General features: G+C 53.3%; 16 protein-coding genes. 4 read left to right on the plus strand and 12 right to left on the minus strand.

Annotation, left to right across the window (positions count from 1 at the left end; all coding sequences use genetic code 11):
- Positions 1–30 precede the first annotated feature (30 nt).
- Positions 31–1,104, minus strand: a complete 1,074-nt coding sequence (gene recF / locus F1E05_RS00540; RefSeq protein ID WP_150046056.1) for a DNA replication/repair protein RecF — start codon at positions 1,102–1,104, stop codon at positions 31–33.
- Positions 1,105–1,112: 8 nt separating this feature from the next.
- A complete protein-coding gene (gene dnaN, locus F1E05_RS00545; RefSeq protein ID WP_150046057.1) occupies positions 1,113–2,219 on the minus strand; it encodes a DNA polymerase III subunit beta in 1,107 nt (368 codons plus the stop codon).
- Positions 2,220–2,555: 336 nt separating this feature from the next.
- Between dnaN and F1E05_RS00550 the strand changes: the two genes are divergently transcribed.
- A complete protein-coding gene (locus F1E05_RS00550; RefSeq protein WP_150046058.1) occupies positions 2,556–4,124 on the plus strand; it encodes a bifunctional aminoglycoside phosphotransferase/ATP-binding protein in 1,569 nt (522 codons plus the stop codon).
- 39 nt (positions 4,125–4,163) lie between these two features.
- Here the strand turns inward: F1E05_RS00550 and F1E05_RS00555 are convergent, their stop codons facing one another.
- Positions 4,164–4,727, minus strand: a complete 564-nt coding sequence (locus F1E05_RS00555; RefSeq protein ID WP_150046059.1) for a TetR/AcrR family transcriptional regulator — start codon at positions 4,725–4,727, stop codon at positions 4,164–4,166.
- Between the two features lie 108 nt (positions 4,728–4,835).
- Between F1E05_RS00555 and F1E05_RS00560 the strand changes: the two genes are divergently transcribed.
- On the plus strand, positions 4,836–5,486 hold the full coding sequence (locus tag F1E05_RS00560) for a glutathione S-transferase family protein (RefSeq protein WP_150046060.1): 651 nt from the start codon (positions 4,836–4,838) through the stop codon (positions 5,484–5,486).
- Between the two features lie 115 nt (positions 5,487–5,601).
- On the opposite strand, the gene F1E05_RS00565 is transcribed toward F1E05_RS00560, so the two are convergent.
- From F1E05_RS00565 to F1E05_RS00600, 8 genes are all read right to left on the minus strand, one after another.
- Positions 5,602–5,877, minus strand: coding sequence for an acylphosphatase (locus F1E05_RS00565; protein WP_150046061.1), 276 nt, complete (start codon positions 5,875–5,877; stop codon positions 5,602–5,604).
- Positions 5,874–8,069: a bifunctional 23S rRNA (guanine(2069)-N(7))-methyltransferase RlmK/23S rRNA (guanine(2445)-N(2))-methyltransferase RlmL gene (rlmKL, locus tag F1E05_RS00570; RefSeq protein WP_150046062.1), complete on the minus strand. Its 2,196-nt coding sequence runs from the start codon at positions 8,067–8,069 to the stop codon at positions 5,874–5,876. The genes F1E05_RS00565 and rlmKL overlap by 4 nt, the downstream gene beginning before the upstream one ends.
- Positions 8,070–8,376: 307 nt before the next feature.
- Positions 8,377–9,969: a sensor domain-containing diguanylate cyclase gene (locus F1E05_RS00575; protein WP_150046063.1), complete on the minus strand. Its 1,593-nt coding sequence runs from the start codon at positions 9,967–9,969 to the stop codon at positions 8,377–8,379.
- Between the two features lie 296 nt (positions 9,970–10,265).
- A complete protein-coding gene (locus F1E05_RS00580) occupies positions 10,266–10,670 on the minus strand; it encodes a hypothetical protein (RefSeq protein WP_150046064.1) in 405 nt (134 codons plus the stop codon).
- Positions 10,671–11,327: 657 nt separating this feature from the next.
- Complete coding sequence (locus F1E05_RS00585) at positions 11,328–11,744, minus strand: hypothetical protein (protein WP_150046065.1); 417 nt, start codon at positions 11,742–11,744, stop codon at positions 11,328–11,330.
- 485 nt (positions 11,745–12,229) lie between these two features.
- On the minus strand, positions 12,230–13,519 hold the full coding sequence (gene aceF, locus F1E05_RS00590) for a dihydrolipoyllysine-residue acetyltransferase (protein WP_150046066.1): 1,290 nt from the start codon (positions 13,517–13,519) through the stop codon (positions 12,230–12,232).
- 123 nt (positions 13,520–13,642) lie between these two features.
- Positions 13,643–16,315 carry a pyruvate dehydrogenase (acetyl-transferring), homodimeric type gene (gene aceE, locus F1E05_RS00595; protein ID WP_150046067.1) on the minus strand — a complete coding sequence of 891 codons (2,673 nt, stop codon included), beginning with the start codon at positions 16,313–16,315 and terminating at the stop codon, positions 13,643–13,645.
- A 322-nt stretch (positions 16,316–16,637) separates the two neighbouring features.
- The gene (locus tag F1E05_RS00600) at positions 16,638–18,227 is read right to left on the minus strand and encodes a protein adenylyltransferase SelO (protein WP_150046068.1); all 1,590 of its coding nucleotides are present in this window, start codon (positions 18,225–18,227) and stop codon (positions 16,638–16,640) included.
- A gap of 91 nt (positions 18,228–18,318) precedes the next feature.
- On the opposite strand from F1E05_RS00600, the gene bamE reads away from it, so the two are divergent.
- Complete coding sequence (gene bamE, locus F1E05_RS00605; RefSeq protein WP_150046069.1) at positions 18,319–18,666, plus strand: outer membrane protein assembly factor BamE domain-containing protein; 348 nt, start codon at positions 18,319–18,321, stop codon at positions 18,664–18,666.
- A 61-nt stretch (positions 18,667–18,727) separates the two neighbouring features.
- On the opposite strand, the gene lpdA is transcribed toward bamE, so the two are convergent.
- Positions 18,728–20,143 carry a dihydrolipoyl dehydrogenase gene (gene lpdA, locus F1E05_RS00610; RefSeq protein ID WP_150046070.1) on the minus strand — a complete coding sequence of 472 codons (1,416 nt, stop codon included), beginning with the start codon at positions 20,141–20,143 and terminating at the stop codon, positions 18,728–18,730.
- Between the two features lie 382 nt (positions 20,144–20,525).
- On the opposite strand from lpdA, the gene ubiA reads away from it, so the two are divergent.
- Positions 20,526–21,383, plus strand: a complete 858-nt coding sequence (gene ubiA, locus F1E05_RS00615) for a 4-hydroxybenzoate octaprenyltransferase (protein ID WP_150046071.1) — start codon at positions 20,526–20,528, stop codon at positions 21,381–21,383.
- The last annotated feature ends 39 nt before the right edge of the window (positions 21,384–21,422 follow it).

A 21,422-nucleotide genomic window follows, 5' to 3' on the forward strand; every position in this document is an offset into this window, starting at 1 on the left:
GCGAATTTTTATTGTGTTTCACGTGAAACACTATGCTTCAGAAATGCATCCTTGTTCCACGTGAAACACTTTATAATTTTCAATGTGCGGTAAATCACCTAAGTCTTTTGTTTCATTACAGGTAATGAACACTTGGCAATTCATCTGAGTTAAGTATTTTAACAACTTAAGCCTGTTTTCTAAATCCAATTCGGAACTAATGTCGTCTAACAAGATACAACAGTTAGCACGCGCGAATTCTTCTAGTAAATGAACTTGGGCCAACAATAGCGCCACAATCAATAATTTCAATTGCCCGCGGGAAAGAAAATCCCTCGCTAAGCCGCAGTGGTTGCGAATAATTAGGTCTGCTCTATGTGGACCGGAATGAGTAAATCCATACCTTAAATCTTTGTCCAGGTCGGATTTGCAAACTTCATTGAGAGACAACGCCTGATTCCAACCGGAAAAGAAATTAACGTCCAAGGACTGAAAAGGAATAAAGAAATCTACCAATTGAGTAAATACGGGTAAGAGTTTTGTGACATACGTTTTCCTTAGTTCGTCAATCATTAAGCCGTTTTCAATGAGTTCTTTGTCCCAGGCTGGAATTTGATTAGCGTGTCGACTTTTCAGCAAGGCATTACGTTGCACAAGCGCACGTTGATATCTGCGCCAATATTGAAAAAATCGTTCGTCATCGTTGAATACCCCCCAATCCAAAAATGCTCGTCGATGTTGCGGACCGGCTTCCAGCAAATTGAAACTTTTGGGATTGATTAATTGAATTGGAAGCAAATAGGCTAAGTCGGATTTGCTGCGGGTTTCTCGATCGATATGAATTTGGGTCTGCTTGCAGTCTATTTGAATGCCTAGATGACGGTTAACGCCGCTATGTGCGGATTGTTGGGCAACCACTACAAGTTCAGTAGCATGGTAGTGAATAGCCTGCTTAACTTGATGAGTGCGGAAAGACCGTCCTCTTCCCAGCAAAAAAACTGCTTCCAATAGAGAACTCTTTCCGCAACCGTTACCGCCGATGATGAAATTTATACCGGGGGACGGAAATATACATGCAGACCGGATATTTCTGACGAAGCGAATATCCAGCTTACGTAACGCCATAAAAGCAATTACAAACGCATAGGCATTACGATATATCGATAACCGGCATTGACATCTTCATCATCGATAAAACAGCTACTAAGATTTGCCGCAATTGTGATCAAAATAGATTCGGAATCCAAATTAGAAACGGCATCTAACAAGTATTGCGCATTAAATGAAATATTGATCGCCTGACCTTCATAGTCGATAGAAATTTCCTCTTCGGCTTCGTCGTGTTCCGGGTTATGGGTACTTAGCTTTAATATCCGGTCAATAATGTCAAAAGTTATCCCCTTGTATTTTTCATTCGCTAGAATGGCAACCCTGACTAAAGCATCTCTTAGTGCCTGTTTAGGAATGGATATAGGCACATTCATGGATTGCTGAAATACTTTGGAAAAATCCGGAAATTTTGCGTCGATGAGCTTAGACGAAAATATCATTTGTTCGTAAAATATTTTTATATGCTGCGACGAAAATTCTATTTTCAGGTCAATATCCTCGTCGTCAATAAGCCGGCTGATTTCATGTACCGCTTTTCTCGGCAAAATAATCCTGGCTTCATAACCCGTTGCGGCTTCCAAGTCGTCTTCAAAAAGTGCCAATCGGTGCCCGTCCGACGCTACTAATTTCAACTTAGAGTTGCTGATGTGTAATAACAAGCCGTTTAGATAGTATCTGACGTCTTGATTGGCCATACAAAATAACGTTTTATCCAATCCTTTCTTAAATTTTCCGCCCTTTATAGCAAGCTGATAGTCGGCTTCCGGCTCATTGAACTCAGGATAACTGTCAGCGGGCAAAGTATTTAACAGAAATCGGCTACGGCCGGATGTCACTTTTACCTTATCGTCTTGTTGTTCAAATTTGATTTCCGCACCTACGGGTAATAAGCGGCAAATGTCCAGAAATTTGCGTGCCGGAACTGTAATCTCTCCTTCGTCATTATCGTCGTTAACAACAAGAGAACTAATAATTTGAATCTCGGTATCAGTACCGGTTAGGAACAGACGATTGTCTTTTAGTTGAATCAACACATTAGACAAAATCGGCATTGTTTGCCTTTTTTCGATTACATTGACTATCCGTTGTAATACCACGAGTAGCTGGTCTCTATTAGTAATAAACTTCATATAAATATTTTATGCTTATTATTAGGTGCTGAAATAGTTGTGTATAAGTGATTAATTTATATAAAAATCAATTGTTTATGACATTTATACAGTTGTTGTTTGTTAGCAAAACAGGCTGTTGATAAGTTGTGTGTCTTAACGAGGAATCAAACACTACACATTTTGTCCACATCATAAACCGAAAGTAGACAACAATCTTGCCCACAAACCGATTTAGCAAATTTACGGGCTGTATAATTTCTTCGCCTGGTTTTTGAGGCGCTTGTGTGCCACGCTGTTGGCCACCGCTGAAAATGACACGATTCGATTTATTTCGAGGGGAACAAGCAAATCTGAATGAACACTGGTGAACTAGACGACAGCCTGATCCAAGCGTTGATGCAACCCAATCGCTACCCGTATCCGGTAAGCGCGGTTGAACGCTTGGAAACACATATTTCCTGGCTGTTATTGGCCGGCGATTACGTATACAAAATCAAAAAGCCGGTTGATTTTGGGTTTTTGGATTTTTCCAGTCTGGAGCGGCGCCGGTTCTTTTGCCAGGAAGAATTGCGCTTAAATCGACGTTTGGCTCCAACGGTATATTTGGATGTCATCCCTATCGGCGGTAGCCCGGTGCAACCGGAATTCGGCTGTGAGCCCGCCATCGAATATGCGGTAAAAATGTGCCGTTTCGCCGAGACCGATTTGTTGGATCACAAACTGCAGCAAAACGCCTTAACCAATGAAGACATCACCGCTTTAGCCGAAACGTTGGCGGTTTTTCATGCCGAATTACCCCCGGCCGCTGCCGGTTCCGACTACGGGACGCCGGACGCCATCGCCGTTCCGGCACGGCAAAATTTCGAGCAGCTAGTACGTTTGCTTGGCACTGAGCATCAACCGCGCCTCAGTGCATTGCGTATTGCTAGTGAAAGTGAATTCCAGCGTTGCCGGCTGCAGTTCGCCGAGCGCCTGCACGCCGGCAACGTTAAGGAATGCCACGGCGATTTGCACTTGGGCAATATTGTCATGCTCAACGGTCGGCCCACTCCGTTCGACGGTATAGATTTCAACCCGAATTTGCGTTGGATAGATGTCATCAACGATATTGCTTTTTTAGTGATGGACTTGCAATTTAGGCAACGAAGCGATTTGGCCTATGGCTTTTTAAACGCCTATTTGCAATACGGCGGCGATTACCCGGCTTTACAGGTACTGCATTTTTATTTGGGGTATAGAGCCATGGTAATGGCCAAGGTCGGGGCGATACGTTCCGCGCAACAGGGTGGAGTTGAAAACGGACGCTGGCAACGCTATCTGCAGCTTGCGGAAGACTATTATGCGCCGGTCTCGTCCCGGTTGCTTATCACCAAAGGCCTGCCGGGTTGCGGTAAAACTACGGTTTCTCAACAAGTGCTGGAACAGTTACCGGCTATTCGGATCCGATCCGACGTGGAACGCAAGCGTTTGTTCGGCATGGCTGCCGAACAACGGAGCGGCTCGCCTATCGACGGTGGAATTTATACCCAAGCGGCCACTGAAAAAACTTATGACCGCTTACTGGAGCTGAGTCGCTTGATTCTACAAAGTGGATTTAGCGTGATCGTCGATGCGGCATTTTTACGTCAGGCAGAACGCTGCCGTTTTGCCGACTTGGCAAACGAATGCGGGGTGGAGTTTATGATTTTGGACATCGATTGTCCGGAGCCTTTGCTGATACAACGCATACAGCGGCGGCAAATCCAAGCACAGGACGCTTCCGAGGCTGACTTAGCCGTCTACCGGTGCTTGAAAGCTTTCAACGAACCCATAGCGGCGCAAGAGCGGCCTTATACCCTTTCTATACATAACGGCGAACATTCGCTTGCGGTAATGCCGGACGGATTGCCTTTACTGACCGCCTTACAGCGCAAAGCCAAGTAATCCGATTGAGCTTAGCCCTGTTCTTGCCGGTTACAGCATTTAGGTTGCCGCAGCCGCCAATAACATTTCGGCCGCTTGCTTGGCAGCCGGGATGACAGGCAAGCCGGTTTGCATCTGCGCCCGCACGGTCGCGCCTGCCAATAACATCAGTATCTGCTCGGCTAGGGTTTCCGGGTTGTCGCATCCGGCTTGCTTGGCCAGCTCGGTTAATGCCGTTTGCAGGGATAGGTAAAACTCGGCAACGGCTTGTGCTACCGGACTGTCGCCGTCGGCGAATTCGGCCGTGGCATTGATGAAAGGGCAGCCGCGAAAAGCGGGGTTGCTGTGCATTTCGGCAAATACGTCGAATACGGCTAATAATTGTTGTGCCGGACTCATACCCTGATGTTGGATTCCAGCCAGAATTTTCGCTCTCATGGTATCGCCGCTTCGATGCAAATGTGCCAGTACCAAATCGTCTTTGGACGGAAAATATTTGTATAAGCTCATTTTGGTAGTGCCGGCGGCTTTGACGATGGCGTCCACCCCGGTGGCTTTGATGCCCTGGCTATAAAACAAATCGGATGCGGTATTCAGAATATGTAAACGGAGATCGCGTGTCATAAAAGTCGAAAAACAAAGTTGCAAATATACAGACCGGTATGTATTATTACAACAGACCGACCGGTCTGTCTGTATATATTTATTCTTTAATCAAACGGGAGATGCACCATGATCACACTGTACGGTTTTGCCATTAGCAATTATTACAATAAAGTTAAATTTGCTCTGCTGGAAAAAAACATTCGGTTTGTAGAAGAGGTCATTCCGCCTAGCCAGGAAGAAGCCGTATTGAAACGTTCGCCGCTGGGTAAAATCCCGTTCATCAAAACCGACGCCGGCTATTTGTCCGAATCGCAAGCGATTTTGGAATATTTGGAAGACGTGTTTCCGGACAATCCCTTGTATCCGGCCGATGCGTTTCAGCGTGCGAAATGCCGCGAGTTCATTCAGCACATCGAATTGAACATGGAATTGATCGCCCGCCGTTTGTACGGCGAAGTGTTGTTTGGGGCAAAAATTTCCCAAGAAACTAAGGACGAAGTTTTACCTAAAGTAGAAAACGGTTTGAAAGGTTTAGCCCGCATCGCCGGCTTTGCGCCGTTCGCGCTGGGGGAACAGTTTACCGCCGCCGACATCGTGGCTTGGCCGCATTTTCAATTGGTCGGATTCGTGACTCAACAAATTTACGGCCGCGATTTGGTTGCCGAGCATATTCCAGGCGCCGCAGATTACATCAAATTGATAGAAAGTCGGCCGCATGCGCAAACCGTCACCGCCGGCCGTAACGCCGCGTTGGCGGAATTTTTCAAAAATCGTTGATTCTTGCTGGCTCAGGGTGCTGCTTAGACAAGATAGCGCGGGATAGGGGCCATGGACGGCAAACGCCGGATAATGCTAGGCAGGCGGTATGATCTGCCCCTAATCTAGCGTTCGCTTACTGAACGATTTCGAAACCGGCGTAGCTTTTCGGATCGGAATAAGCCGACACCAATACTTCGCTGACTTTGGCCAGCAGCGGGCCTTTATGACACCAAGCGACCAATTCCTGCAAGGCGTCGCGCTCGCCGACGGCAACGATTTCTACGTCGCCGTTGGCCAGATTGCGGGTAAAGCCGCTGATATTGCGTTTGACCGCCTGTTTTTGCGTATTGGCGCGAAAACATACACCCTGCACCCGGCCTTTGACGATGATGTGCAAACAATCCTTCATCGGCTAATCCTCCAACAATAATGAATCTTTGGGTCGCGAGCAAAATCTTCCGGTATTGTTGCCGCGCTGATGTCTTGCAGCGTCACACCGGTCAACGCCTGCTCGTCCATTTTAAAGCGACGGAAGTTGGTGGAAAAATACAATACCCCGCCCGGTACCAATAAGGCCAGCGCGTTTCGAATCAGCTGCACGTGGTCGCGTTGCACGTCGAACACTGTTTCCATTTTCTTGGAATTGGAAAAGGTCGGCGGGTCCAAAAAGATTAAATCGAATTGCGGTTTATTGCGGGCTGCGACTTGTTCGGCCAGCCATTGCACGCAGTCGGCCCGCACCAGTTTATGTCCGCCGCGGATGCCGTTTAGTTCGAAATTGCGTCCGGCCCAATCCAGATAAGTGTTGGACATATCCACCGTGACGCTGGAAACCGCTCCGCCCACGGCGGCATGTACCGTGGCGCTGCCGGTATACGCAAATAAATTCAAAAAGCGTTTGCCGGCGGCTTGCTGCTGAATCAACAAACGGATAGGCCTGTGATCCAAAAACAACCCGGTATCCAAATAATCCTCGAAGTTCACCCAAAACTTGCAGCCGCCTTCTTCCACGACATGGTAGCAGCCGCGCTCGCCTAACTTTTCGTATTGATCGCTGGCTTTCTGTTTGCGCCGGACTTTCAAAAACACTTGATCGGCTGGTACCTGCATGACTTTAGGGATTTCCGCCATGGCACCCGCCAAGCGCAGATTGGCTTTGGCCGGATCTATGCTTTTAGGCGATTCGTATTCCTGTACGCTCACCCAAATCTTTTCCCCGCGGTATACGTCCACCGCCACGGCATATTCCGGCAGGTCGGCATCGTAGGCGCGATAACAACGCACGTCGTTTTGGGCGAGCCACTTGCTGAGTTTTTTCAGATTCTTGCGCAAACGGTTGCCGAACATTTCCGCTTGCGGATCTTGCTGCTCGGTTTGTGCGCGGCGATTGATCGATTCGATACGCTCTTGCTGCGACTTGGCCTTGGGTTCGAAAAATGCTTTTTCCTCGATATTGAAACGCAATAACTTGCATTCCAGCGCAGCGTTGAACAGCGTCACCGGCCTTTGCGAACGCAGCCCCAAGCGAAACCCGAGTTCCGGATTGCTGATGATCATTGCCGCCCGCCAACCGACAAAGCGCTGTTTCAACACTTCGCCGAAACGGCGATACAACGCCGCGGTTTCCGCTTCATCCCCCAAGCGTTCGCCGTAGGGCGGGTTGCAGACTATCAGCCCCGGCGGCCAGCTTTCGGCCGACGCCGCATCGGCTATGTCGCGCTTTTCCACGTGAATCTTGCCGGCTAGACCGGCGTTTTCGATATGCTGCAGCGCGGTCGCGACCGTGCGCCGGTCTTGGTCGAAACCGGCGATGACCGGCAGTTTCGCCAAACCGGCCGCACGGCGCTGTTCGGCTTCCTCCAACAAGGTTTGCCATAACACAGCGTCATGCTGTTGCCAACCTAAAAACCCGAAATAATCGCGTCGCAAACCAGGGGCGATGTCGGCCGCCATCAACGCACCCTCCATCAGCAAGGTGCCGGAACCGCACATCGGATCCAGCAATGTGCCGCCTTGCGCGGCAATTTGGGGCCAGCCTGTACGTAGTAAAATGCCCGCCGCCAAATTCTCTTTGATCGGCGCGGTAATGGCGACGTCGCGAAAACCGCGTTTATGCAGGCTATCGCCGGATAAATCCAAACTCAGCTGAGCGACATCGTTATGCAGATATATGTTGACGCGTATCGCCGGCCGTTCGGTATCCACGCTGGGCCGTAGACCGAACTTAGTGCGCAGTTGATCGACGATGGCGTCTTTGACTTTCTGGGCGCCGAAATGGGTATGCTTGATCGCCGGGCTATTTTTAGCATTGAACGATACCGCCAGACTGGCGTCGGCCGACAAATGGCGGCTCCAGTCCGTGCGCTGCACGCCGGTGTACAAGTCTTGTTGCGACCGGACCGGAAAGCTGTCCAAGGCTAGAAATACCCGGTTAGCCACCCGCGACCACAAACACACCCGATACGCCAATGCCAAATCGCCTTGGAAACTCACTCCCGCCATTTTTTCGTTGACTTCGGCCGCACCGAGGCCGCGCAATTCGTTGGCTAAAATGCCTTCCAAGGCTTTAGGTGCGGTGGCATAGAGTTGCAATGATTTCATTGAATGCTGCGAATGGTTAAATCGGTCGCAAAGCATACCAGCGCGCCGTCGGGAAAGGGGAGATTTTTACCCCCGCCGACACGCTTCAAAGTCGGTTATTGCCAGGATAGGTGCTTGAGCCAAAGGGGGATTGCCAAGGCCGGTAAGCCAGCGCGCTTAATGTACCGGGAGGCTTTACCAATCAAGCATTCGGGTTTATCGTCGGACAAATCCCTGTCCGGATGATTTTGGCCGAATGGGTCAACAAACAAGTTCCATTGCCTAGGAATCGCTGCTCAATATTTACAACGTGCGATCACGTCGAATCTTATGGAGAAGACATACCCCGATCTTGCATTTGCGGTCGAAAAACCCGTACACAATTTCTACCCTCGGCTTTGGCGTAATACATGGCGATGTCCGCGTGCTTGATCAGCGATTGGGTGTCTTCGGCGTGTTCCGGGTAAACCGCCAGACCTATGCTAGACGAGATATTTAATATCAATCCGTTGATTTCGAACGGTAAATTGAGCGCCTGTCTGAGTTTTTCCGCCACGTCCACCGCATTCTTTACCGCCGGTAAGGCTGGTAGTAGCACCACGAACTCGTCACCGCCGATACGCGCCGCCGAATCGGTTTTTCGTAGGCAGCCGCGGATACGTTCCGCGACAAATTTCAGCAGCAAATCGCCGATATTGTGGCCGTGCAGGTCGTTAACCGGTTTGAATTTATCCAAATCGATAAACATCAAAGCCACCATATTGCCGGTAAGTTCGGCTTCAGTCTGCGCCTGTTGCAATCTATCCAAGATCAACGACCTGTTCGGCAAGCCGGTTAACGCATCGTGATAGGCCATATGTTCGACGTGGTCTTCCTTGAGTTTGCGTTCCGTGATGTCGTAAAACCACGCTAATATTGCCGCTTTGTGTTGATATTCTATGGGCGAATAAGAAGCCAAGGTCCATTTTGTCCAACTTTGTCCATCGAGCGAACGTAGTTCCAGCAATTTATTACTGATCTGGGTACCCGCACGAATGTGTTCCGACACCGCTGTATAATCTTCGGGTTTGGCATAGTAGTCGACGGGGGAGACTCCGACGATCTGTTCCGGCGAAGCTTCGATCAACGCCAAATAACTTTGATTGACGAATAAGATCCGGTTGTCCGCCGCATCGGCAATGCAGGTCGCGATGGGACTGTTTTCCAGCATCTGCCGCAGTTTGGTTTCGTTCTCGGTGGCGATGTGCTGCAAGCGAAAATTTTCTTCCAACTGCAGCGCGGAGTGTCGGGCACTTGCTGCCAGAAAAAACAAAAACAGCGAACTCATGACACTCATGCCCAAGGACGCGCTGCCGCCTAGATTGGCGAGAAAAAACGTATGCGGCAACAAAACCGCAATCAAAAACCCGTTGATGGTCAGGCGATCTACCGCCAGCGACGATGCGGCGCCGGCGCATAAGCCTATCAGAACGAAAGACACGTAAAAGATATGCCCGGTATTGCCGGGCGGCGCCAACACCACGCCGCCTATTCCCCAAACCGTACCGGCAAGCACGGCGCCGATGCGAAACAGCAACAACCAGCGGCGCATGGCCGCGTGACTGCTTTCGTTCGCGCTTCGCCGCCATGCCGCGAATAATACCGCCCTAGCGCTCAGCACCAGCGTCAAGGCCAAAGACCATGCGGTCAGGCGTTCCGGATCGATAACCGTGGCCTGAACCGTCACCAGAATAAACGCCAACATGCCGCTGACGCCGATGGATACAGGCAGATTGGCATACAGCAGGCGCACGCGCAGGGCTTGCAAACTCTCGGCATGCAAACTGAGTTGCGGATAATTTCTAAAAACGGAGGGGGTTAGAAAGGTAGCGACCGAAAAAGACGCCGTATCCGCGTTGCGATTTGTCGATGTTTTAACCACAGCTTGTCATGCCCTTAGAACCATTTGATCACCCAATAACAACAAGCGCCCGACCGCCGTCCGAAGAGTTAAACATAGCATCATACCCATATCTTTCGCGGTTACAGCGAGTGATGTTTACCAAGCGAATCGGGGTACCGCGCTAAGGCACCAAAGAAGCGGCACCGATCCGGTTCGACAGCGGCCGATGCAAATCGGGCCGAGGGCCAGCCCGGCGGAAGCCGTCCATCCGGCTGCGCCCGCTATTAGCCAGCCTATTCCGGCGGATCGCCAGCGGCCGCTTGGCTAGACACCGCTTACAGCAACCATCTCAAGCTGTAAGGCACTAGATTACGCAAGGCGCATAGCGCCCAGGCCAAAAGGCACAGGGCGAAGATAAGGCTGAGTAAACGGTGGCCGAACAGGTAATCGGCGAAATCCTCGGCGTCGATCTTGCCCAACGCGGTGCCCTTCAGCACCTGCGTAACCCAGGCTCTGGCGTTTGCGGCATCCGGCCCTATGCTATCGGCCCACAGCCCGGCCAGGCCCAAACTCCAGTGCAGCAGGGTCGGCAGGACGTTGGTGGCGGCCAACAGCAACAGCCACATGACCGAGGACGGATCGGCGTTGAACTGCTCGATTACAGCTTTCGGCTCCACCCCCCAACCCAGCCAGCGCAGCAAGCACAACAGGCCGGCTGCGGCGAAGTACAATGCGGCCACCAATACCACCGCCACCGCCGCGTCTGCCGCCCACCACGCCAGCCGCCCACCACGCCAGCCGCCATTTGTCCCGCCGCATCAGGCCCAGGAAATACTGGGTAGCGCCGACCGACAGATAATCGCACACCGCGTTCAGTAGCGGCAGCCAGCCGAGGAAAAATAGCAAAACAAAACTTGGTCTATCCACTGTTGCCCAATCTGTTTGGATCCCAGAGGATAAATGCTCTAGCCATAGGGGCATGGAAGACACGCCTATTAACCAACAAATCAATAAGCTCGACAAACGAAATGAATGTTTGAAATTAACGAATGAAAACTCGCCGCTCCTTGTTTGAACCTTTGTATTTCTCAAAAATGAAAGGCAAACGACGCCGAAAACGACAGAAACCGCTGTAAACACAGCCGCTCTAATATCGGTTACATTATGGACGGCTCCCGCGTATACGAAGACGGATACTATGATTACCGTACTAACGCCGATGAACAACTCAGCCATAAACTTGGCGACTATTAAAGCTACAGTCACAGCGAAAATGACATTTACCGCTAATAAATAATCAAGTTCATCAACGAACAAACTTAATTCAATCAGCATAATGCCAACGGCAAGAACCAAAAAACAAAATACAAGCCAAATACGTTCGCCACAACGATGAGTTACCCATTGGTATGCAAAGTTAGCGCCATCGGCAAAACCACTAACACGCGCGTTGGCCAATCCAAATTGTCTGGTAATAAGGCAACTTTGCCCAACTTGCCGGAAGCCACGCAAATCCACGGCAACAACCAAAACAGCAGGGTATAAGCCACCGCGTAGTTTAAGGCTTTCGCGAAAGCCGCCGGCACGAACGGCAGCGGATGGTATAAGGCCGCTAATACTTGTTGCGCCGTATCAGCGGCGCTGCGGCCGGCGGCGATTTGGGAGATGCGAGCGCGGTATTTGATGCCGTAATCGACGTAGTTACGGCCGTTTTCATCCGGGCGTTCCTTTTGTAATGCTTCTGCCAACGTTTTGCGCCTGGGCAACCAACTGCTGCCCAAGCCGGTAGCTGTAGAACGTACAAAATCAGCCATATCGCGGTTAGCGTCAACGCAACGGCAAACAGCCAATCGGTTTGCCAAAGATTTAAATACCCGCCCCATAATCGGTTTTCGGTTTCCTCTAGCGTTGTCATGGCCATGCCGTCGAATTTCGAATACCTGGATTTTACCTGCTACCCGGCTTATTCGGGCAAGCTTGCGATTTGCCCGCCCGTATCTGCCCGTAAAGCTCAGCCGACCGGCATTGATCACAGGCCGGCAACAGCCGTCATATCGGCAGGGAATGCCAATGTCTAGTGCACAGGGATTTGAAAGCACGGCGCCTACCGCTTGAGTTGCCGGTCAAAGAGACGAGAACAAGCCGCTTCCTTGCAGTTTGGGTTCCGGCATTCTCTGCCGGAACGGCGGTCTGAAACGATAGCCGATCGATCTGAAATTGCCGGTAGCGCAATTTAAGGGCGAAAACCCGAACTGCAGCGGCGGCCTTACGCCGAATCTCGGATCAGGCCGAGTGGGTTTTACAGCAACAAACGGCGAATATCCGCCAGGTTGGCCTTCAAGGCCTCCATGAAGCGGGCGCCTTCGGCGCCGTCGATGACGCGGTGGTCGTAGGTAATATCCAGCGGCAACATTAGCTTGGGCTCGAATTCCTTGCCGTTCCAGACCGGTTGTACCTTGGAGCGGGTGACGCCCAAAATAGCCACTTCCGGGGCGTTGACGATAGGGGTGAACGCGGTGCCGCCGATGCCGCCCAGACTGGAAATGGTCATGCAACCGCCTTGCATGTCGGCCGGTTTCAATTTACCCAGCCGGGCCAGTTCGCTGACCTCGGCCAGTTCTTTGGACAGTTGGAAGATACCTTTTTTATCGACGTCGCGAATCACCGGCACCACCAGGCCGTTGGGCGTATCGACGGCGATGCCGAGGTGGTAATACTTTTTCAAATACAGCTTGTCGCCTTCCGGAGACAGCGAGCTGTTGAAGGATGGAAACTTTTGCAGCGCCGCCACCAAGGCTTTCATGATGAACACCAGGCCGGTGACTTTGATGCCGTCCTTGCCTTGGCCGGCATTGACCGCCTTGCGGAAGTCTTCCATCTCGTCGATGGCGACTTCGTCGTGGTAGGTTACCAGCGGCAGGTTCAGCCAGACTCGGGTCAGATTCTGGCCGGTCAGGCGTTTGATTTTACTGAGCGGCTTTTCCTCGATTTCGCCGAATTGGCTGAAATCCACGGCCGGAATCGCCGGAATGCCGGCCCCGCCGCCGCTGCTAGCGGTCGCGCCGGAGCTCATGACTTGCTTGACGAAGTTCTTGACGTCTTCCTGCAAAATTCTGCCCTTGCGACCGCTGCCGGCCTGAATTTTGCTTAGGTCTACTCCGAGTTCGCGGGCGAACAGGCGCACGCTGGGCGTGGCGTGCGGTTTAACGCCTTCGCTGCCGGCTACGGCTACCGGAGCCGGTTGGGCGGCCGGTTCGACCGGTTTGGGCGCTTCCGCGACCGGCGCGGGTGTTGGCGCCGGTTCGGCTGCTGGTGCAGGTGCCGGCTTTGCAGTCGCTGCTATCGCTTCGCCGACTTCCACGGTGGCGATCAAGGTACCTTCGGCGACTTTATCGCCCGGTTTGATATGTACGGCTTTGATCACGCCGGCGGCGCTGGACGGTAAATCCATCGTCGCCTTGTCGGTTTCCATCACCGCCAGGGTTTGTTCGACGGCGACCAGGTCGCCGGGTTTGACCAATACCTCGACGATATCGATTTCCGGCACGTTGCCGACGTCGGGGACTTTTACTTCAACTAAAGAACTCATGGGTCGATTTCCGTTATTGTCGTCGCATGTCGAATGGAATGACCTCGCCCCGACCGCCGCTCACCGGCATTAGCCGGTTGGCAACGGGAAAGGCGGGTTCGATACGCAAGGTATCGGGCATGGTTAAATCAGCCAAGGGGCGGTGGCGTCTGGGTCGATACCGTATTTGGCGATGGCGACGTCGACTTTGGCCGCGTCGAATTCGCCGGCTTGCGCCAGTGCGTTCAAGGCTGCCACCGCGACGTGGTATCTGTCTACTTCGAAGAATTTGCGTAAGTTGGCGCGAGTGTCGGAACGGCCGAAGCCGTCGGTGCCCAGCACGGTATACGGCCGTTTAACCCACGGCCGGATTTGTTCGGCGAAACTGCGCATGTAGTCGGTCGCCGCAATGACCGGACCGATTGCGTCTTGCAAGCAACGTTCGACGTGCGGCACGCGTGCGGTCTCGGTCGGATGCAGGCGGTTCCAACGCTCGCAGCTGTAGCCGTCGCGGGCCAGTTCGGTGAAGCTCGGGCAGCTCCACAAGTCGGCGTCTACCCCCCAGTCGTCGTGCAGCAATTGGGCGGCATATATCACTTCGATGAAGATGGTGCCGGAACCCATTAACTGTACCCTTGGTTTATGGCTATGCGGACCGGGTTTGAACAAGTACATGCCTTTGAGAATGTTGGCTTCCGAACCCTCGACCAAGGCCGCCTGCTCGTAGTTTTCGTTCATCAAGGTAATGTAATAGAAGATATCTTCTTGCTCCACGTACATACGGCGCAAGCCGTCGTGGATGATCACCGCCAATTCGCAGGCGAAGGTCGGGTCGTAAGAGTAGCAGTTCGGCACGCTGGCGGACATCAGATGGCTGTGGCCGTCTTCGTGCTGCAGGCCTTCGCCGTTCAGCGTGGTGCGGCCTGCGGTACCGCCCAGCAGGAAGCCGCGGGTACGTTGGTCGGCGGCGGCCCAGATCAGGTCGCCCACCCGCTGGAAGCCGAACATCGAGTAGTAGATAAAGAACGGGATCATCGGCACGCCATGGGTCGAATACGAGGTACCCGCCGCGATCCAGTCGCACAAGCCGCCGGCTTCGTTGATGCCTTCCTGCAACACTTGGCCGTGCTTGTCTTCCTTGTAGAACATCAGCTGCTCGGCGTCTTGCGGCGTGTACAGCTGACCGACCTGCGACCAGATGCCTAGTTGACGGAACATGCCTTCCATGCCGAAGGTGCGCGATTCGTCCGGCACGATGGGGACCACGCGTTTGCCGATTTGTTTGTCTTTAACCAGTACGTTCAGGATGCGCACGAAAGCCATGGTCGTGGAAATTTCGTGACCTTCGCCGGTGCCTTCCAACAAGGCTTTGAAGGCGGACAAAGCCGGAATTTCCAGCGAGTGGGATTTGGCCCGACGCGACGGCAGGAAACCGCCCAGATCGGCGCGGCGTTGGCGCAGGTATTTGAATTCTTCCGAGTCTTCCGCGAAACGGATGTAAGGCAGGTTAGGCAGCTCTTCATCGCTGATCGGTAGTTGGTAGCGGTCGCGCACGGCCTTGATCGATTCCACGCTCATCTTCTTTTGCTGATGGCTGGTATTTTGTGCCTGGCCGGAATCTCCCATGCCATACCCTTTGATGGTTTTGGCCAAAATTACGGTAGGCTGGCCGTTGTGTTTTACCGCCGCGTTGAAGGCGGTAAACACCTTGATCGGATCGTGGCCGCCGCGGTTCAATTCCCAAATGTCGCGGTCGGTGTAGTCTTTGACCAGCTCCTGCAATTCCGGGGAATTGAAGAATTTTTCCCGCACGTAAGCGCCGTCTTTGGATTTGAAGGTTTGGTAATCGCCGTCTACGCATTCCATCATGCGCTTAACCACCAAGCCTTTTTTGTCGCGGGCGATGATGGGATCCCAACGCCGGCCCCAGATCACTTTGATGACGTTCCAGTTGGCGCCGCGGAAGTTGCTTTCGAGCTCTTGAATGATCTTGCCGTTGCCGCGAACCGGGCCGTCCAACCGCTGCAAGTTGCAGTTGATCACGAAAATCAGATTATCCAGTTTTTCCCGGCCGGCCATGCCGATAGCGCCCAAAGTTTCCGGTTCGTCGCATTCGCCGTCGCCCAAAAACGCCCAGACTTTGCGGCCGTCGGTGTTGGCCAGGCCGCGGTCTTGGATGTAGCGCATGAAACGGGCTTGATAAATCGCCATGATGGGGCCTAGACCCATCGATACCGTTGGGAATTGCCAGAACTCCGGCATCAGCCAAGGATGCGGGTAAGAGGACAAACCGTTGCCGCCGACTTCTTGCCGAAAACTATCCAGTTCCGCTTCGCTCAAACGACCCAATAAATAGGCGTGGGCATACATGCCCGGCGCCGAATGGCCTTGAGAAAACACCAAGTCCCCGCCGTGTTTGTCTGAAGGGGCGTTCCAAAAATGGTTTTGCCCCACGTCGTATAGCGTGGTGGCCGAGGCGAAACTGGCGATGTGACCGCCGACATTGGTATGCTTGTTGGCGCGCAGCACCATCATCATCGCATTCCAGCGGACATAGGAGCGGATGGTGCGTTCGATGTCGAAATTGCCGGGAAATTTGGGTTGCTTGTCGACCGGGATGGTGTTGACGTAAGGCGTATTGGCGGAAAACGGGATATCCAAGCCCGCTTGCCGCGCGGTGCTGAGCAAGGTCTCTATCAAAAAGCTGGCGCGTTCGCTACCCTCTTTTTCGATGACCGCTTGCAAAGCCTCCATCCATTCTTGAGTTTCCGCGGGATCAATATCGTGTTTGGCGACGTTGTCGGTATTGTTGGTCATTTCGCAACCTGGAAGATCATTAGCTTAGCCTGAAAAGGATACCTGAATTACCGGGCTTCAGCATCTTTTTTGTCCCCCCAAGGTTCGCATCGCGGCCTTCCGTTGGGAAACGGCCGGTCGGCGACTTTAGAACAAAGGTTTTTCCGCATCCGGTAATGTCAAGCGCTCGAAGTGATGTGTGAGACTAAGGCTTCCTGCCGTCGGCAATGGTGAACCGCGCATTGCCGGGATCGATGCGATTTTGCATCGCACTGCTGGAAATAGCGTAACGCCAACCAACCGCCCTGCCAAGCGTGTAGCGCCGGGTTGCGTAAAACAGCCGTTAAGAACTGCAAGACAGCATGGAACAGCCCGGTTTGTGTCGGGCCCAATCGGGGCGTTTTTCCGCGAAGCGTTCACGGCCCGGTTGTTCGTCGTAAGGTTTGCGCAATACCTCCAGCAACTCGTCGACCAGCGCGAAATCGCCTTGCTCGGCAGCGTCTATCGCTTGCTGGGCCAAGTAATTGCGCAGCACGTATTTGGGGTTGACGGCGTTCATGGCTAGCCGGCGTTGTTCCTTGGGCCTGCCGTCCTGGCGCAAGCGGTCTTGATACTGCTCGAACCAGGCTAATACTTGCACGTGCACGTCGTCTTCCAGCGGTTTGTAGCCGGCTTTATCCATCAAGCCGGCGAACTCGGCGCCGGTCGAATCCTGATCGACCCCGGCCAACGCACGGAAGAACAAAGTCATATCGGTTTCAGCGGTGTGCAACAGCGAGAACAAATCCTTGACCAGTTGGTCGTCGCCTTGGTAACCGCTAAAGCCCAATTTGTCGGCCATCATGGTTTGCCATTGGCTGTCGAAGGTTTCGCTGAAGGCGTTAAGCGCTTGCTGCAAGGGATCGGCTTTTTTGATGATGGGATATAACGCATTGGCAAGTTGGACCAGATTCCAATAAGCGATCTTGGGCTGGTTGCCGAAGCGATAGCGGCGGCCCTGCGCGTCGGTGGTATTCGGGGTCCAATCCGGATCGTAATTTTCCAACCAGCCGTATGGGCCGTAGTCGATGGTCAAGCCCAGAATCGACATATTGTCGGTGTTCATCACCCCGTGCACGAAACCGACGCGCTGCCAATGCACGATCATTTGCGCGGTCAAACGGCAGACTTCCTCGAACCACTGCAAATAGACGGCTTTGCTCGGTTCGCCCAGGTGCGGAAAATCGGTACGCAAGGTAAAGTCCAGCAATTGAACCAGGGTGTCCAGATCGTCGCGGGCCGTGAACAGCTGAAAATTGCCAAAGCGGGTAAACGTCGGCGCTACCCGGCATACCACCGCGCCCTGCTCCAATTGCGGATTGCCGTCGTAAAACATGTCGCGGATGACTTGGTCGCCGGTCAAAATTACACTCAGCGCGCGGGTGGTCGGCACCCCCAAATGGTGCATGGCTTCGCTGCATAAAAATTCGCGAATAGAGGAGCGCAGCACGGCCAAGCCGTCGGCACTGCGCGAATACGGGGTCTTGCCGGCGCCTTTCAGCTGCAAGGCCCAACGGCGTCCTTCGGCGTTAACGATTTCTCCCAGGTTGATCGCGCGGCCGTCGCCCAATTGTCCGGCCCATTGACCGAACTGGTGGCCGCCGTAGCACATCGAGTAAGGCTGCATGCCTTTAGCGAGTTTATTGCCGGCGAAAATCTGACAAAAATCGTCGGATTGGCAATCTTGCTCCGTTAGGCCCAACTCCGCCGCCATTTCCGGCGAGTAAGCCACCAGGCTGGGTTGTTTGGCGGCGCGCGGTTGTACCCGGGAATAACAGGCTTGATACACTTGGCGACGGTAATTGTCCGGTTCCGGATCGCCCGGCAATTCCAGCACGAAGCGGTTGTCGAAATTCAGTTCGTCTAGCGGCGAACAGGCTAATGAGTCGGTCATGGCAATCGGATAAAATCGTTAACGGTCGGCGGCGGCTAAAAGGTCTGTCCGCTACTTTATAACAACCATCCCAGACATTAAGGTTCAATTTATGAAAACACTGTTTCTCAATCGCAACTTACGCGCGCTGAAACTGAGTTATCTTTTAATCGCGGCCGGTTTGGCCGCCACGCAACTGACCGGGTGTTTCACGGTAGGCCAGGAATTTGCCGGCTCCAAAGTACCGGAGATCAAAATCGGTCAAACCACCAAACAAGATATAACCAATATTTTCGGGCGGCCTTGGCGCACCGGCATGGAAGACGGCCACACCACCTGGACTTACGGCATTTACAAATATTCGCTGTTCGGTGCCGACGATACCCAGGATTTGCTGATTCGTTTCGACAATCAAGGTGTGGTGCGCTCTTACACCTTCAATTCCAGCCGCAAAAACTAAGTGTAGCGTCAGTGCTTAAATTCCGGCCGTCGCCAAGTCGGCGGCGGCCGAATGGAACCGCTTATTTTTTGACGTACAAGTCGGTAATCGTGCCGTCTATCATTTCCGCCGCAAACGCGAAGGTTTCCGACAAGGTCGGATGCGGATGAATGCTCAAGCTGATGTCGGTCGCATCGGCACCCATCTCCAGCGCCAGCACCGCCTCGGCGACCAATTCGCCGGCGCCCGGTCCGGTCATGCCGGCCCCGAGTATCCGCCCGGTTTGTTTGTCGGTCAGGATTTTGGTCAAGCCCTCATTACGGCCCAACGCCAATGAGCGGCCGCTGGCGGCCCAGGGAAAAGTGGCCTTGTCGTATTCCATGCCTTGCTGCTGCGCTTGGGTTTCGGTCAAACCCATCCAGGCCACTTCCGGATCGGTGTAGGCTACCGACGGAATGGTCAGCGCGTCAAAACCGGCTTTGTGGCCGGCGATGGTTTCGGCGGCGATTTTGCCTTCGTGAGTGGCTTTGTGCGCCAGCATCGGATTGCCGACGATGTCGCCGATTGCGAAAATGTTGGCGATATTGGTGCGGCCTTGTTTGTCGACCGGAATGAAACCGCGCTCGTCGACCGTGACTCCCGCGTGCTCGGCACCTATCAGCTTGCCGTTGGGGCGGCGGCCGACCGCGACCAACACCGCGTCGAACGTTTCGCTTTCCGGTGCATCCTTGCCTTCCATTGTTACTTTAATGCCGGCGGCAGTGGCTTCCATGGCTTTGACGCTGGTTTTCAGCCACAAGTTAGCATATTGCTTTTTGATCTTGCGTTGCAGCGGTGTGACCAAGTCTTTATCGCAACCCGGGATGATTTGGTCCATCAATTCCACCACGCTGATTTTAGAACCCAGCGCGTGGTAAACCGTGGCCATTTCCAAACCGATGATGCCGCCGCCGACGATCAACAACTTTTCCGGCACGGATTGCAGGGCTAACGCGTCGGTGGAATCCCAAACTCTCGGATCGTCGTGCGGAAAACCCGGAATCTTGGTCGGTTGCGAGCCGGCGGCGATGATGGCGTGGTCGAAGGTGATAGTCTGAGTGCCGCCGTCGCCTTCCACCGTCAAGCTGTTAGCCGAAGCGAATTGGCCGGTGCCGTGGATCACCGTGACTTTGCGTTGCTTGGCCAGTTTGCTCAGGCCTTGGTTCAAGGTGTTGGTGACGCTTTGCTTCCACTCGCGGACTTTATCCAAATCCACTTGCGGCTGGCCGAAGCTAACCCCGTGTTCGGCCATGGCCTCGGCTTCGTGGATGATTTGCGCCACGTGCAGCAATGCCTTGGACGGAATGCAGCCCACGTTCAAACACACCCCGCCCAACACCGGATGGCGTTCTACCAAAACCACTTGCTTGCCTAAATCGGCAGCGCGAAAGGCCGCCGTATAACCGCCGGGGCCGCCGCCAAGGACCAAGACTTCGGCGTGAGTTTGTGTGTTGCTCATGATAATGACACTCCTAATTGACGAATCCGATGTTGGGCGCGGCCTGTGGCGCATGCCGCCAAACCGATGGCCGGCGAGATCGGCGCACCGCCCGGCGCTTGTGCCTAACGCGGCTTGCCGCGATACGCTATGGTAGGTAGATTCTACCGGTTAGCGCGGTGGATAAAAACCGGATGCGCAGGAAAAGTTAGGCCGAGGATGACCATAAGCCGATTCAAACGGACGCTGGTCCGGTGAAATAGTAGCTGTAGCAGGGTATTTTGATCATCCAAGTGCGTTGACCGGGAATCTTGCCCTGAAACGTGCTTATGGCGCAAAAACCAGACAAACCCGTTGTTTCTAACGGAAAATAGCGGCTTTTAGAAAACAGAACGATTTCCCCATGAACATCCGCGAGCGTTTACAGCAGTATTGGTTATTGGCCCGGTTCGATAAGCCTATCGGCATTTACATTTTGTTGTGGCCGACCTTGTGGGCCTTGTGGATAGCCGGCGAGGGCAAGCCGGACGGTTTGGTATTGACCGTGTTCGTGCTGGGAGTGGTGTTGATGCGGGCGGCCGGGTGCGTGATCAACGATTATGCCGACCGCGATTTCGACCCGCATGTGGACCGCTGCAAGGCTAGGCCGATCGCCGCCGGCAAGGTGTCGCCGAAAGAAGCCTTGGCCGTGTTCGTTACCTTGTGTCTGACCGCGTTTGCGCTGGTGCTGTTACTGAACTGGTACACCATCGCACTATCGTTTATCGGCGCATTTTTGGCCGCCAGCTATCCCTTCATGAAGCGTTACACGCATTTGCCGCAAGCCTATCTGGGCGCCGCGTTCGGCTTTGCCGTGCCGATGGCGTTCGCCGCGCAGACCGGCAGCATTCCGCCGCTCGCCTGGATTTTGTATTTGGCGGTACTGTTGTGGGCCTTGGTATACGACACCATGTATGCGATGGTGGACATAGACGACGATTTGAAAATCGGCGTCAAATCCACCGCAATCTTGTTCGGCCGTCGGGTACGCGAAATCACCGCAAGCTTGCAAATCGTCATCTTGGCCTTGCTGGGCACAGTCGGCGCAATGCGCGGCCTGACTTGGCCTTTTTACCTGGGTCTGACGGTCGCCGCCGGTTTGGCGATATACCAACAGATGCTGATTTTCCATTTTCACAAACCCGATTGCTTCAAGGCGTTTCTGAACAATCATTGGTTCGGCATGGCGGTTTTCGCCGGTATCGCCGCCGCTTACCTATGATCGACGCCGGCCTTTAGCCGGTGTTATGCTGTGGGAAAA

Source organism: Methylomonas rhizoryzae, from assembly GCF_008632455.1.
GTDB classification, from domain to species: Bacteria; Pseudomonadota; Gammaproteobacteria; order Methylococcales; family Methylomonadaceae; genus Methylomonas; species Methylomonas rhizoryzae.

Excerpts from the sequence above, each read along its gene's own strand:
- recF (WP_150046056.1), bottom strand. The coding sequence starts at position 1,104 with ATGGCGTTACGTAAGCTGGATATTCGCTTCGTCAGAAATATCCGGTCT.
- dnaN (WP_150046057.1), bottom strand. The coding sequence starts at position 2,219 with ATGAAGTTTATTACTAATAGAGACCAGCTACTCGTGGTATTACAACGG.
- F1E05_RS00550 (WP_150046058.1), top strand. The coding sequence starts at position 2,556 with ATGAACACTGGTGAACTAGACGACAGCCTGATCCAAGCGTTGATGCAA.
- F1E05_RS00555 (WP_150046059.1), bottom strand. The coding sequence starts at position 4,727 with ATGACACGCGATCTCCGTTTACATATTCTGAATACCGCATCCGATTTG.
- F1E05_RS00560 (WP_150046060.1), top strand. The coding sequence starts at position 4,836 with ATGATCACACTGTACGGTTTTGCCATTAGCAATTATTACAATAAAGTT.
- F1E05_RS00565 (WP_150046061.1), bottom strand. The coding sequence starts at position 5,877 with ATGAAGGATTGTTTGCACATCATCGTCAAAGGCCGGGTGCAGGGTGTA.
- rlmKL (WP_150046062.1), bottom strand. The coding sequence starts at position 8,069 with ATGAAATCATTGCAACTCTATGCCACCGCACCTAAAGCCTTGGAAGGC.
- F1E05_RS00585 (WP_150046065.1), bottom strand. The coding sequence starts at position 11,744 with ATGGCTGATTTTGTACGTTCTACAGCTACCGGCTTGGGCAGCAGTTGG.
- aceF (WP_150046066.1), bottom strand. The coding sequence starts at position 13,519 with ATGAGTTCTTTAGTTGAAGTAAAAGTCCCCGACGTCGGCAACGTGCCG.
- aceE (WP_150046067.1), bottom strand. The coding sequence starts at position 16,315 with ATGACCAACAATACCGACAACGTCGCCAAACACGATATTGATCCCGCG.
- F1E05_RS00600 (WP_150046068.1), bottom strand. The coding sequence starts at position 18,227 with ATGACCGACTCATTAGCCTGTTCGCCGCTAGACGAACTGAATTTCGAC.
- bamE (WP_150046069.1), top strand. The coding sequence starts at position 18,319 with ATGAAAACACTGTTTCTCAATCGCAACTTACGCGCGCTGAAACTGAGT.
- lpdA (WP_150046070.1), bottom strand. The coding sequence starts at position 20,143 with ATGAGCAACACACAAACTCACGCCGAAGTCTTGGTCCTTGGCGGCGGC.
- ubiA (WP_150046071.1), top strand. The coding sequence starts at position 20,526 with ATGAACATCCGCGAGCGTTTACAGCAGTATTGGTTATTGGCCCGGTTC.